Origin of the sequence: Micromonospora sp. DT62 (genome assembly GCF_049847285.1) — a bacterium.
Taxonomy (GTDB): Bacteria; Actinomycetota; Actinomycetes; order Mycobacteriales; family Micromonosporaceae; genus Micromonospora; species Micromonospora reichwaldensis.
Map to the genome: position 1 here is coordinate 1 of NZ_JBNCOB010000035.1, position 12397 is coordinate 12397.

Below are 12397 nucleotides of genomic sequence, written 5' to 3' on the forward strand. Positions count from 1 at the left end.
CGGAGTACTTCTTCGGTGCAGGCATCGCTGGTGTTCCTCCCAGGTTTCGATGTCTCCATCAAACCCGGTGCGGGACAAAGCTAAGCGGCGGGCTGTGCTGGCACGAATGGTGCCAGCACAGCCACACCGTGGATGGTTAGAACCGAAGGCTTATGAGTGACTTGCGAATCGCGGCGGAACTAAGGCGTGTTTCATAAGCCGGTCAGAGCCACTCGGTGATGATGGTGATGGTCAGGACGGCTTGGAACCGGACGGCCAACTTGTCATAGCGGGTGGCGACGCCGCGGTGGCGTTTGAGCCTGTTGATGCCGTTCTCGACGGCGTGGCGTAGCCGGTAGAGCTGCGGGTCGAACGCCGGTGGGCGCCCGCCGCGGGAGCCTTTGGCTTTGCGGTGGGCGTCCTGGTCTTTCTTTCTCGGGATGCAAGCCCGGATTCCCCGAGAGCGCAGGTATCCGCGGTTGGCGCGGCTGGTGTAGGCCTTATCGGCCAGCACCAGCACCGGCCTGGTCCTTGCCCGGCCGACACCGAGGCGGTTCACGCGGATGCGGCGCAGGACCGGGATGAACTGCGGGCTGTCCCCGCGATGCCCGGCGGTGACGATCAAGGACAAGACTTTCTGGCCCTGCTCACAGGCCAGATGCGTCTTCGTCGTCAGCCCGCCACGGGAGCGGCCCAGCCCGTGATCGGCCGGCTCGTCATGAACCCCACCGGGTGGTTCCTTCTGCAGATGGCCGTCGATGCGGGCACCTGCGGCGTGCTGGTGAGCGCGACTGGTCATCGAGTCCACGCTGACCGTCCAGTCGATCCGTCCCCTGGCGTCGCCCTGGGCCTGCAACGCCGACAGAATCCGGTCCCAGGTTCCATCGCGTTGCCAACGACGGAACAGTCCGTAGATCGTCGGCCAGGGCGCGTACTCCGCTGGCACGTCGCGCCACGGCGCACCGATCCGGATCCGCCACCGGATCCCGTCGATGAGCTGCCGTTTCTCCCACTTCGGCGGCCGGCCGGTAGACGACGCAGCAGGTAGCAACGGGGCCAGGACAGCCCACTGCGCGTCAGTCAGGTCATGCCGCCTCGTCACCGCTAAGGTGGCCACGAGGTCTCCGGTGCATGGTGCTTCTTGGTCGTTGTACCAAGTACCGGAGACCTCTTCAGTTATCGATCACCGCCACGCCGTGACTTCAACCGGCCAACGCGAGTTACGAAACACGCCTTAGTCATCGCGGCCCTGCGGCCTGTCCCAAAGCAGCCCGCCGACCCGCTGGGCGATGTCTCGGCGGACTTGGGCGGTCAGGTGTTGGTATCGGGCCGCCATCGCCGAGTCTTACTGCTTCCAGCGCCTAGCTGCTGAGGGAAACACCTGCGGGCCGCCACACACAGTTTCGGAACCAGCGTGGCGGCCGTTCGTGTTAGACCCAAGGGACAGGGTCAACTGAGCCAACCCAACGATTAAGCGATAACGCGGACTTGTGCTGCCCCCCGTAACTCAGCATATTGAGGATGCCAAGCCTTAGGAAATGTCGCGCAACCATGCTAGCTTCGGCCCAGGCGTAGACGCTCCAACTGTCCAGCGTTCTGGTCGGATGGACTGTCCTATTCCGGAGGTAGATAACAGCGCTAAGGGCATCCCGCGCAACTCCTTGGTTGGCTGGCATAGCAGCTGCCGCCGCTTGTAGCTCGGTAAGGTGCGGAGGGACGGCGGTGTCAATCTGACACTCGCCCAAAAACTCTCGAATCTCGCCTTCCGTGTTTGATGCTGCATTCGCAAACGCTTTAGAGGACCGGTACTTCCTTTTCTCGTTTACCAGACGTTGGTGTGCCAGTAGCTGCAGGCCGGATACAGCAAGACCGAGCGCCGGCTCAACATCTACGTCTGCATTCGCACTGACGTAATACGAAGCGGCGTACCGGAGGGCGTTTTGATGGCTTGGCGTAGACAGATAATCCAAGCCGCGTTCTAGCAGCTCGCTTACTTGCTTGGACGCGACTGAAGGATCTAGCCAGGAATCGACCAGCGCCATGCTGTCTACCGGTGGCGCTGTCCACCTTGCCCATACAACTTGGTCGCCCCGCCAGCCTACGGGCAGAACCGGGTTGATGCGGCGTCCCGCCGCGACGTTCAGCAAGATCCGAATAGATTCCAAGACAGTTGCCGCGTCTTCTGGTTCAAACTCTTCCCCGTCTGCCCTGCGAAGCTCACCGACATGGGTGACGGCACGACCGCCCGCGCTCTTCAAGTCCTTCCAGAAAGCCTTACGGCTAGCTTCCTTGGTTCGATCGATTCTAATCGACCAATCACATACCTGTACCTCTAGACGCGCGTTCCAAGAATGCGTGAGATTATCTGGACTGCAAACCATGCTGCCGTCATGGGCATCCCAGCCATTCGGGATTAGAAACCCGATTCTGTCAACAGGACCAACGCCGATTTCCTGGGACCCGAGGATCTCTTGATACGTCGACGACTTTTCTGGAGGATCGTTCGGGGTGCAGTCCATGGACCGGATAAACAACTCGGCATCGACCGGAAAACTTACGGTAGGCAAGTCCCGCCATAAGGTCGTGGCGTTCGATGGCTTCAGACTGTCATGAAGGTCCTTAAATGAAGTGTCCCGAGAGCCGTGAGCAACAGTACGGGTGCTTGGATCCCATTTGAAGCGGATGTCACCCTCAAGCAAGGTCGGATTGGAGTCCTCCACAAATCCGAAACTTCCTTGGTATAGGCAAGCCTCGGAGTTTATGCCTTCAACGAAGTAAGGGTGGGTAAGGACATCTGGGTGATGGTGCCGTATCACGGCAGGCCGCCCATCACTCATCCTAATCCGTTGTTCGACGACTCGCCTACCATCCGTATCGAGATGAACGGACACGCGCCGAGAGCCATCGGTCGACTCATAAATTACAGTCATGCAGGCACCTAGCCATGTCGGTCAGCTCTTTCCATGCGCTCATCGCAAACTTGCTTAGAGCCTATCTCTCAGCCGACTCCTGTATGAGGCTGCTAAGCTCATCCACCTCAAGTCACGGCTGTATGGTCGAGGCAAAATCTAGGAGAGTCGCCCGAGTTGTTCACTCTTGGCCAGTGCTGCTCTCGCAGCCACTAGCAGCGAATGCACGGCTTCGGCTGACATGTTCCAGCGGGAATCTCCAATTCGGGTTGGTATCGTGAATGAGGCTCCATTCGTTCGCCCTTCCAGAGTGATCCCCCCTTTCACTAAGAAGGGCTTAAGGTGTTCGGGTTGGGGTGGAATGAGGATTGCCATAAAATGGCGTCCTGAGAATTCTAGCAAATGGAACTCTACTCCCGTTATGGGAGGCACTATTCTTTGTCTCGCCACCTGGGTGTAGGTCTCTACTGACAGCGACCCAATGGAGCATCCGGGCGCACCTGTAATTACGTCCTGCCCTGCCGCGTTCTTGGCGGTTTTTATCCCAAGAATGAGCAGTGCCCCCCTTTCTGTGTTTGCGAGTGCGGCTAGGTCCATGGCGTATTCGTGCTTTTGGTTTTCGTTCTGGAAGCCGTATCCCTTTTCTTTGGCCTCAAGGAAGGATGACTCCGCTTGTCCTATGAGGCCTTCGTGGTGCCCGGAGGCCAGGAGGGAGAAAGCTCCAGCTGGGGAACTCGGATCAATTTGGTCCGGACCGACGATTAGGCCGATTAGCTCTGCAAGTGCAAGGGCCTTCTCGATGGTCCAGGAGTTAGGATATTGAAACCTGAACTCCATGTAGTTTCCACTGGATTGATATTCAGAGTAGTCGGTGCGTAGTGTTTTGACGCCGTATGATCGAATCAGCGGCCCTATCGCGGTTTCCGCCTCGGCCTCGACCTGCATCCATGGGTCGAGAATGCCGACTTCCCCAACAAGTCGACCCTCGGCATCGAATCGAAAATAAAAAGTTACGCTTGCTGGTTCGTCAGATGGTCGGCGGCGTCGATCCGCTAAACTGATGAAGAGTGTAGCTTCCCGAAGCTCGCCCTTTTCGCTCTCGGCTACTGGTGCAAGCGCTTCGCTTAACTCGGCGACGGTCATTTTGCCAAGGCTTGAGAGGTGATCTGGGCTGTGGGGACTGAAATCCTCGCCGAGTTCCAGTCTCTGCCCCAAGGCACCCGCGCACTTGTCAGAATCCCAACCCACCCACTCAATCACTGGACCATGTTGGCCCTGCCGCTCTTTGAGCGCAACACCCCGATGGTCTCAGCCATGGTCTCGTTCATCGCGGTGCAGCACTCTCCGGCGAGGTTCGACGGACATCCCAGCCGCTGGTCACGTGCGTTGTAGGACCGTTCTGGACGCATGATCGCAGACCTCGAAAGCGTGTGAGGGTTTACGCCCTCCGCGGGTTCAAATCCCGCGGCCACCGCTCGTGACATGCGAGAACGCCCGGCCGATCCTCGCGGATCTGCCGGGCGTTCCACATGCCCAACCCAACGCCTTCCCGTGCCCCCCGGCACCCTGCCTGCGCCCCCCGCCCCCTGCCTGCGTCGATCATGCAGTTGTGGTGCTCCGTGAAAGGGGCGTATGGGTGGCTATTGCCCACCACGAGTGCATGCTCGACGCCGTGATGGGTGGGGGTTAGCGGCGGGTTAGTTCCTTTTCCAGGCGGGTGATGAGGGTCTTGCGGGACTTGCCGTCGCGTTCGCGGCGCAGGGCGGACTTCAGTTGGCCCTTGTCGAGGTCGCGGACGAGCTTGGTCGCCTCGGCGACCGGCAACTCCGACAGTTGTTCGGCCGACGTGGTGTTGCGGCGGGCGCGTTTGGCCGGTCCGGTGTTGGCGACGTACTGCTTGCCGGACTTCGACTCCTTCCGCTTCTTGGCGTCGGTTGCCCGCCTCTCCTTCTCGGAGAGCTCCTTCCAGGCCTGTTCGGGCAGGTAGCGACTCGTCTCGTCGCCGTGCCGCGCCCGGGTGTCGCCCTCCTTGGTCTGCCAGTGCTCGCCGCCCCAGCGCTGGAGGGACTTCTGCCGCTCGTCCTTCGGGCCGACGAAGCCCCCGCCGCGCCTCTTGTACTCCTGGGTGACCAACTGCGACTTGCGCGCCGACCACTGCCCCGGCCGACCGCCCTTGTCGGAGGCCTGGATCTCCTCCTTGACCTGCTGCCTGAGTTCGGGCTTCGTGTACCGCGCCATACCCGGCGGTTACCCGGCGACCTGCGGCTCATGCTTCCGGGTGCCGGGTGCCGGGTCAGGGCCCCGGCAAAGTCCTCAGGTGATGCCGAGTAGGGCGAGTGGTCGGTTGCTGTCGCGGGCGTGATGGCGGTTGGCGGCGGCGATGTTGGTAACGCCGGTCAGGCGTAGTGCGCCGATGGCGGCGTTGCGGAGGGTGGCCATGACCGGGGGTCCGGTGCCGGTGCGGATCTGGGATCGGTCTTCGTTGTAGGTGACGTCGCGGACCCAGTGGACTGTGTTCTCGATCGACCAGTGACCGCGGATCCAGGCGGCGAGTTGCGCCGGTTTGGCTTGGTGAACGAGCAGATCGGTGATTGCGTAGACGGTCTCGGTCGTGAAGCGTTTCGGCTGGTCGAGCCGGCGTCGGCGGCGTCGGATCTGGATGGCTTGGGCGGCGTTCGGGAAGTCGATCCCGGTGGAGACGGACAGGATTTTCAGGGTGCGGATCTCGCGGCGGCCGTGGCCGCGGCAGGTACTGCGGTCTGCGTCGGGGACTGCCCGCCAGGGCATCGCGGCCAGTTGGGTGCGCAGGTGGGGCTGGTTGCCCTTCACGGTGAGGATCCAGTGGGCACCACGCTCGGCGAGGTAGGCGACGTGGTCGCGTTGACAGTGCAGGGCGTCGGCGGTCACCACGACCTCGCCAAGGTCGCCGAGCTGGTCGAGCAGGGGTGCGAAGCGGGTAATCTCGTTGGTCTTGCCGTCGACATCGGTGCTGGCCAGCACCACACCAGTGGCCTGGTCGGCGGCGGCGAGGACGTGTCGGGCGACAGTGTCGCCGGTCCGGGAGCCCCGTAGCGTCTTGCCGTCCACGGCGATCGCCCGGCGTGTTCCCGCCGGCGGGGCGGGTAGCTGTGTGGCGAGCCAGGCCCCGATCACCATGGCCAACCGGTCGGCGTCCAGGGCCTGTAACAGCCTGCGGATCATGGCCTCTGACGGCCGCCGGCCAGGGTCGATCCCGAGCACAGCAGCGGTATCAGCAGGTAGATCAGCGACCCACTCACCGATCGCCGCGTACGAGCGGTAACCGGCGACGACCGCGCACACCGTCGCCGCGACCACGGTCACCAGAGCATGTCGGACCCCACGTCGGGCACGCGGATCGGGCAGGGAACCCAACGCGGCGAGCAGGCCAGCAGCCGAGGCCACGGCAGATGACCCGGCCGGTGCGGTTGACAACGATGAGATCAGCGATGATGGCAGCGCGGGCATGGCTCACTTCAGATAGATCAACAGGCCTAGAGAACCTTGATGATCTTCTGGAAAGGCCATGCCCGCCCCGCTGCCCACACCCAGGGCGCGTCTACACCAACCACCTCAAGCCGGACACGCCTCACGACTTTGCCGGGGCCCTGGGTGCCGGGTGCCGGGTGCCGGGTGCCGGGTGCTGCCCGAGTTCCCAGCAGCACCTCGACCTCGTTGTCCGCCCACAGCGCGATCACCACGGCGATCCGGGTCGCCGTGCGCCACCCGCCAGCCAGCACGTCCGGGCACGCCGATTCGGTGCGCGGGAGGGCACACGGCTCGGCGGTCGGATGGAATGATGTTCTCCGATGCGCCAGAGATGGCGTCTCCACGGGGGATCGTTCAAGAAGACAGCACGACCAGCCCGGAGCAGAGCGCCGGGCCGGTCGACGGCTGCTTCGCTTCCTCGTGTCCGTTCTCACCTCGACCCACCCTGCCCAGGGCGGGTCGCCCCTCAGGAGGAAACGTGCACGAAAAGCGCTCACACCGCCGCCAGTTGTTCCGGGCCGCGGCCGTCACCGCCGGCACAGCCGTCGCCGCGCCGCTGCTGGGGGGCGTCACGCCCGCCCAGGCCGCCGCGCTCGCCACCACCGGCGCCATTCCCTGGGTCGGCCCGGCCGGCTCCGGTGCCCCGTTCGAGGTGAACGAGACCTTGGGCGCGCAGGCCGCCATCAACGCGGCGCTGGGTACGAGCAGCCGGCGGGCCGTCTACGTCGCCCCCGGCAGCTACAACCTCAAGGCTCCGGTGGTGCTCGGTGACCGGCAGGCCCTGATCGGCGCGGGCCCGTTGGTCACACTGCTGACCGCAGCCGCGGGCTTCAGCGGGGCGGCCCTGGTGGTCAACCCGTGGTCCGGCACCCTCGCCGGTGGGACCCGACAGTGCGTGACCGACATCGGGCTCGACGGTGTGAACCGGGTGGCCAACGGGGTCAACTTCCAGATGAACACCGAGCCGGACCTGTACGGGCCGGACCCGGCGCCATGGCTGACCCGGGTCTTCGTCACCCGGACCACCGGCGACGGGTTCTACCTCGGCGGCACGTACGCCGGTGGGCAGCGGGAGTTCAAGCTCACTGACTGCCGGGTCGAGAAGGTGGGCGGCTGGGCGTACAACTTCCAGTCGTCAGACGGGTTCATCAGCGGGTGCTCGGCCCAGGGTTGCGCCGGGGGCGGCTACCTTCTCGGGGGCGGCAACATCAAGATCTGGGGCAGCAAGGCGTACGGCATCGGCACCGCGGCCACCTCCGCCCCCGCGTTCCGGATCGACTCCGCGCGGGCGACCGTCGTCGGCTGCGAAGCCCAGGACACCATCGGCAACGGCTTCGAGATCCGCGCCGCCAACGCGACGCTCTCCGGCTGCACCGCCGACTCGACCGGGCGCGGCGGCACCGGCGTCGACTCGGAGTCTGCGGGCTTCTACGTGGCCGCGTCCGCGGTGAACCTGGAAGGTGGCGCGTTTCAGCGGGCCAACGGCGGCGCGAAGTGGATCGTGAGCACGGATCCGGGCATGCGGTGCGCCCTGTACCTGGCCCCCGGCGTCGACTTCCTCTCCGTACGGCTGGTCACCGGGGCGGGCCGGCCCACGCCGTTCCAGCGCCTGATCACCGGCACGGTCGGCGCTGGTTCGTCGGTCTCGGTCCTCGGCTGACCGGGTGGGCCGCAGGGTCGACCTCACCGGGTCGGCCCTGCGGCCGCACGAACTCATGTCGGGGCCCCGGTCAGCCGGCGAGACGCCTGTCGAAGTCGTCCCGGCGGGCCGGGTGGGAGCTGGTTGCGGCGGTGACGGCGCCGGTCAGCAGGGGCTGTGGCCCTCGTCGAACAGGCGCTGGGCCCAGTCGGCGTACCCGGCGATGATCTTCTTCACCGCCCGCCCGTCGTGCAGGAAGAGGTACGCCCGGTCACCCTGCCGGGCGAGCAGCCCGTCGAGTCGGTACGTCCCCTGTGGAGCGTCCAGCTCCCGGACGGACGGGTAGCGGGTGCGGACCTCGTCGACCGGCATGCCGGCGGTGACTCCCTGCGGTGTGCGGGTCGCCTCGCCGAGCCAGAGCAGCACCAGCCGGTCGTCGACGAAGATGGGACTGGTCGTGTCGTACCCGGCCAGCGCCGGGCCGCAGGCGTCGACGTCGGAGCGCAGGATGCCCCGCCGGGTCAGCTCGTCCTCGGTGTCGCCGAACTCGACGTCGCGCAGGCCGTTGAGGTCGACCACCTCGACGGCCCCGACGGGCCGGCCGTCCAACTCGCGCAGCGGCGGGTGCACGCCGCTGCCCGAGACCCAGGCAGCCGTCGTCAGCGCCGCGATAAAGCCAAATTGTCGCAATTTCATGGAATCCCCCAGTCCCCAACGGGACCGGGCCGTTCAGGTTGCTGCCCGCCCGCAGATTGCCGGTTTTCCCATTCCTCGGCCAGCTCGTCCCAGTAGTCGGCGCTCAGCCGACGGCGCCCGTGCGCGAGCCAGCCGGCGGTGTTCCGCTCGACGTGCAGGCCCAGCTCGGCGAACGGGTCGATCCACGCGCCGGGTTCCGCCCCGAGCCGGGCGAGCGCCGCGTTGAGCGGCCACTCCGGGCGCGGCCCGTCGAAGAGACGGTCGAACCCCGGCCCCCAGCTCGCCTGGCCGCCGAGCCACACCAGCGCCGACTGGTAGCCGGCGCCGCCGAAGAACTCCGCCTCCAGGTACGCCACCGGACCCGACCGCGACCAGCGGGCGAGGACCTCGGCGAGGGGTGCCGAGAGCGCCAGGTGGAACGGCTCCTCCGGGGACCGCTCCGACGTCGAGTAGTCGGGCGGCGCCCCGGTCAGCTCCTCGACCAGTTGCGGGGTGACCGGCAGCAGCGCGAAGTCCTGGCGCAGCTCACCGAGGACCGCGTGGTCCAGGTCGGCGGTGTGCTCGCGGAGCAGCTCAGCGTCCGCGACGACCGCGCTGAGCTGGTAACCCATGCGAACCCTCCGCCGTCCACAGCCTGTGGATGGAACATGTGTACGACGAGTCCCGCCTCCGCCGTTCTCCGCACCGTACCCAATCGTCCCCTTCCGGCACCGCCCCGCGACTTTCGCGCTCCCGGCCCTTTCCGGGCGTGACGCGACCTCCGGCGGGGGTCGGTCGGGCAGGGCGGAGAGGCGGGGGTGATCTCTGCCGCCGCCAAGGGCGGGTGGAACGACACGGGTGCATCCCGCGTCGGGAGACACCCGTGGTGTTCCACCCGCGCCTCGTGCCGGGGGTGCCTCTGCCGTAGGCGGGCTCGGTTCAGGGGCGCTCGGCGATGGTGGCGACGAACGCGCGCCACGCCGCCGGGACGAAGGCGAGCGCCGGGCCGGCCGGGTCCTTCGAGTCGCGCACCGCGACGATGCCAGGCAGGTTGTCGGCGACCTCGACGCAGTCGCCGCCGTTGCCGCTGCTGCGGCTGCTCTTGCGCCACCGCGCGCCGTTCAGCTCCATGTCTCCGCCACTTCCGTGATGAGATCGACCGACTGCCAGTGGGACAGCGCCTCGCCGCGCACGTTCTCCCACGCAGCCATCATGGCGGCGATGTCCGCGGGATCGCTAACCAGTTGGCCCTGGAGTTGGTTGTCGAGGTAGCCGGCGACCCGGTGGTCGTGGCTGCTGGCGATCACGAACGGCCCGTTCAGGCCCGCGTAGGCGCCGACCGACGACGGCACGACGTGCACCCGCACGTGCGGTTCGGCGCAGGCGGCGACGACGGCCCGGAGCTGCTCGCGCATGGTGGCCCGGCCGCCGACCGGACGGCGCAGCACCCCCTCGTCGATCACGGCCGTGAACTGCGGCGGCTCGTCCTGCCGCAGGATGCCCTGGCGGGCGAGCCGGGAGGCGAGGTGCCGCTCGACATCGCCGCGGGGGAAGAGGCCGCCGCCGGTCAGCACGGCCCGCGCGTACGCCTCGGTCTGGAGCAGGCCCGGCAACACCATCGATTGGTACGACCGCAGCGACACCGCCTCGCGCTCGATCTCCTGCCACGGACGAAACCAGATCGGGTCACGACGTCTCGAAGTGTCCGGCCAGATGTCCGACACGTCCCTGCGGAGGGCCTCCGCCGCCCCCAGTCGGTGCCGGGCGTGCGGGATGCGGTCCTCGGTCAGCCACCGCCCGACCGTCTTCGGATCGACGCCAACGGTCTCGGCGAGCGATTCGATCGTGTGCCCGGTGTCGCTGAGCGCCACCCGGAGCGCGTCGTTCACGGGCTCCTCCCATCGGATGTCCCAAATATCTGGCGACCATAGCGCTACGGGCTGTATCTGTCTGCGCACACGCGGCAAGTTGGGGTGACGAAGACGGCGCGGCCGGTGGAGGCGAAGGAGCCCGGCGGTCGGCGTCAGTCGCGGGGCCGCCCCGGCGGGGAGGGCGGGGCGGCCCCCTCCAGCCCCACGTCCCTGCCAGCCCGGCCCTTTCAGCCTCTCGTCCCGTCAGGGCGAGTCCTGCCGAGCCCGCCAAGGAGGTCCGCCCGTGCCAACCCGCCGCGCTCCAGTCTCCGAGCATCGGGGCGAGCCCCGTCCCCCGGCCGACCGCGACGATCCGCCCCCACCGGCCGCCCCGGCCCGGAGCCGGCCGTTGGGGTGGCCCGCCGGTACGACCATCCGCGTCCCCGACGACGCCTACCGATTCGGCGAGGGCCCCCTGACGCTGCGCGTCACCGAGGTGCTGAGCGTCGGCCCGTTCGAGGGTCGGCTCTGGGCCGAGGTACGCGGCCATCAGGTGAACGCCGACGGCACCCTCCGCCCCCGCGAGCGCTTCGCCTCGATCCGCGTCGACCGCGCCCGGGTGATCGCCACCGATACGCCCCGGGTCCGGGCTGCGGACAGGCTCGGGGCGGCTCAACAGCCCGGGACGGCTGATCGGCTCGGGACGGTGGACCGGCTCGGGACGGAGCAACCCGGGGCGGCGGACCGGGTCGGGTCGGCGGGACCGGCGGTGCGGTGAGCCGCCGCATCCGGGAGCACGTCCCGACCCGGCCCACGTGGCGGTGCCGGGCGTGCGGCATCGCCTGGCCCTGCTCGCCGGCGAAGCTGCGGCTGCTCGGCGAGTACCGCCACGACCGCGCCGCGCTCACCGTCTACCTGGCGACTCTCCAGGTCGAGGCCGCCGCACAGCTCGTCGCACTCGACCCCGGCGTGAGCCCGGCCCAGCTAGCCGACCGCTTCGTCTCCTGGGCCCGCCCACGCGGATGACCGTCAGCGCAGCAGGTTGACCAGGGCGGCGAGGCCGACCAGCACGATGATGGCGCGCAACGCCACCGGCGGCAGCCGGCGTCCCCACCGGCCGCCGATCAGGCCGCCCACCACGGAACCCGCCGCGATCAGCAGCGCCGGCTGCCACGCCACCGATCCCACGGCGACGAAGAGGACCGCCGCGACCCCGTTCACGAGGCCGGCGAGCACGTTCTTCACCCCGTTGACCCAGCGCAGGTCGGCCGAGAGCAGCACGCCGAGCAGCCCCAGCAGCAACACTCCCTGGGCGGCGCCGAAGTAGCCCCCGTACACCCCCGTGCCGAAGACGCCGAGCAGCAGCAGCGGCCCCGCCCGCCGTACCGCCTGACCGCCCGCCGACGACGCGCCCGCGTCGTCCGCGACCGGCCGTCGGTGGGCCAACGCCCGCGCCAGTCGCGGCTGCACCACCACGAGCACCAACGCCAGGACGATCAGCACCGGCACGATCGCCCGGAACGCACCGGGTGGCAGGAGCAGCAGCAGTACGCCGCCCGTGATCCCGCCGAGCACGGCGGCGAGACCCAGGCGGGCCAGCAGCCGGCCGTGCCCGGCCAGTTCCTGGCGATAGGCGTACGCCGCGGTGAACGACCCCGGCACCAGCCCGACGGTGTTGGACACGTTCGCCACCACGGGCGGATAGCCGAGGGAGAGCAGGACCGGGAAGGTCACCAGCGTGCCCGAGCCCACCACCGCGTTGATGGCTCCCGCCGCGATCCCGGCGGCCAGCACGGCCAGCCCGTCGACGACGTTCAGCGTTGCGTTCACCTGTGTCC

General features: G+C 67.4%; 13 protein-coding genes and 1 pseudogene. 3 read left to right on the forward strand and 11 right to left on the reverse strand.

What is annotated here, in order from left to right; translation table 11 throughout:
- Window positions 1-202 precede the first annotated feature (202 nt).
- The 6 genes and pseudogenes from ACPXCB_RS29350 to ACPXCB_RS29375 form a co-directional block, all read right to left on the reverse strand.
- Complete coding sequence (locus ACPXCB_RS29350; protein WP_425879246.1) at window positions 203-1081, reverse strand: IS5 family transposase; 879 nt, start codon at window positions 1079-1081, stop codon at window positions 203-205.
- Between the two features lie 132 nt (window positions 1082-1213).
- Window positions 1214-1324, reverse strand: a pseudogene (locus ACPXCB_RS29355) (site-specific integrase); the annotation flags it as partial.
- Between the two features lie 85 nt (window positions 1325-1409).
- The gene (locus ACPXCB_RS29360; RefSeq protein ID WP_425879168.1) at window positions 1410-2699 is read right to left on the reverse strand and encodes a hypothetical protein; all 1290 of its coding nucleotides are present in this window, start codon (window positions 2697-2699) and stop codon (window positions 1410-1412) included.
- 348 nt (window positions 2700-3047) lie between these two features.
- On the reverse strand, window positions 3048-4148 hold the full coding sequence (locus ACPXCB_RS29365; RefSeq protein ID WP_425879170.1) for a helix-turn-helix domain-containing protein: 1101 nt from the start codon (window positions 4146-4148) through the stop codon (window positions 3048-3050).
- A gap of 426 nt (window positions 4149-4574) precedes the next feature.
- Window positions 4575-5126, reverse strand: coding sequence for a DUF5872 domain-containing protein (locus ACPXCB_RS29370; protein WP_425879172.1), 552 nt, complete (start codon window positions 5124-5126; stop codon window positions 4575-4577).
- A gap of 75 nt (window positions 5127-5201) precedes the next feature.
- Window positions 5202-6311, reverse strand: a complete 1110-nt coding sequence (locus ACPXCB_RS29375; protein WP_425879247.1) for an ISAs1 family transposase — start codon at window positions 6309-6311, stop codon at window positions 5202-5204.
- A gap of 562 nt (window positions 6312-6873) precedes the next feature.
- Here ACPXCB_RS29375 and ACPXCB_RS29380 point away from each other — a divergent pair.
- Complete coding sequence (locus ACPXCB_RS29380; protein WP_425879174.1) at window positions 6874-8055, forward strand: right-handed parallel beta-helix repeat-containing protein; 1182 nt, start codon at window positions 6874-6876, stop codon at window positions 8053-8055.
- Between the two features lie 144 nt (window positions 8056-8199).
- Here the strand turns inward: ACPXCB_RS29380 and ACPXCB_RS29385 are convergent, their stop codons facing one another.
- The 4 genes from ACPXCB_RS29385 to ACPXCB_RS29400 form a co-directional block, all read right to left on the reverse strand.
- Window positions 8200-8730 (reverse strand): hypothetical protein, encoded by a 531-nt coding sequence (locus ACPXCB_RS29385; protein WP_425879175.1) that lies wholly within the window; start codon window positions 8728-8730, stop codon window positions 8200-8202.
- Window positions 8727-9341 carry a hypothetical protein gene (locus ACPXCB_RS29390; RefSeq protein WP_425879177.1) on the reverse strand — a complete coding sequence of 205 codons (615 nt, stop codon included), beginning with the start codon at window positions 9339-9341 and terminating at the stop codon, window positions 8727-8729. Before ACPXCB_RS29390 ends, ACPXCB_RS29385 begins: the two co-directional genes overlap by 4 nt.
- 307 nt (window positions 9342-9648) lie before the next feature.
- Complete coding sequence (locus ACPXCB_RS29395) at window positions 9649-9840, reverse strand: DUF397 domain-containing protein (RefSeq protein WP_425879178.1); 192 nt, start codon at window positions 9838-9840, stop codon at window positions 9649-9651.
- A complete protein-coding gene (locus tag ACPXCB_RS29400; protein WP_425879179.1) occupies window positions 9831-10598 on the reverse strand; it encodes a Scr1 family TA system antitoxin-like transcriptional regulator in 768 nt (255 codons plus the stop codon). Before ACPXCB_RS29400 ends, ACPXCB_RS29395 begins: the two co-directional genes overlap by 10 nt.
- Window positions 10599-10968: 370 nt before the next feature.
- Between ACPXCB_RS29400 and ACPXCB_RS29405 the strand changes: the two genes are divergently transcribed.
- Both ACPXCB_RS29405 and ACPXCB_RS29410 read left to right on the forward strand, forming a co-directional pair.
- Window positions 10969-11337: a hypothetical protein gene (locus tag ACPXCB_RS29405; protein ID WP_425879181.1), complete on the forward strand. Its 369-nt coding sequence runs from the start codon at window positions 10969-10971 to the stop codon at window positions 11335-11337.
- Window positions 11334-11585, forward strand: a complete 252-nt coding sequence (locus tag ACPXCB_RS29410) for a flavin reductase (protein ID WP_425879182.1) — start codon at window positions 11334-11336, stop codon at window positions 11583-11585. Before ACPXCB_RS29405 ends, ACPXCB_RS29410 begins: the two co-directional genes overlap by 4 nt.
- A gap of 3 nt (window positions 11586-11588) precedes the next feature.
- Here the strand turns inward: ACPXCB_RS29410 and ACPXCB_RS29415 are convergent, their stop codons facing one another.
- Complete coding sequence (locus ACPXCB_RS29415; RefSeq protein WP_425879184.1) at window positions 11589-12389, reverse strand: sulfite exporter TauE/SafE family protein; 801 nt, start codon at window positions 12387-12389, stop codon at window positions 11589-11591.
- Window positions 12390-12397: the final 8 nt, after the last annotated feature.

Bases quoted from the DNA above. Each gene is read 5' to 3' on its own strand.
- ACPXCB_RS29370 (WP_425879172.1), bottom strand. From the start codon at position 5,126: ATGGCGCGGTACACGAAGCCCGAACTCAGGCAGCAGGTCAAGGAGGAG.
- ACPXCB_RS29385 (WP_425879175.1), bottom strand. From the start codon at position 8,730: ATGAAATTGCGACAATTTGGCTTTATCGCGGCGCTGACGACGGCTGCC.
- ACPXCB_RS29390 (WP_425879177.1), bottom strand. From the start codon at position 9,341: ATGGGTTACCAGCTCAGCGCGGTCGTCGCGGACGCTGAGCTGCTCCGC.
- ACPXCB_RS29395 (WP_425879178.1), bottom strand. From the start codon at position 9,840: ATGGAGCTGAACGGCGCGCGGTGGCGCAAGAGCAGCCGCAGCAGCGGC.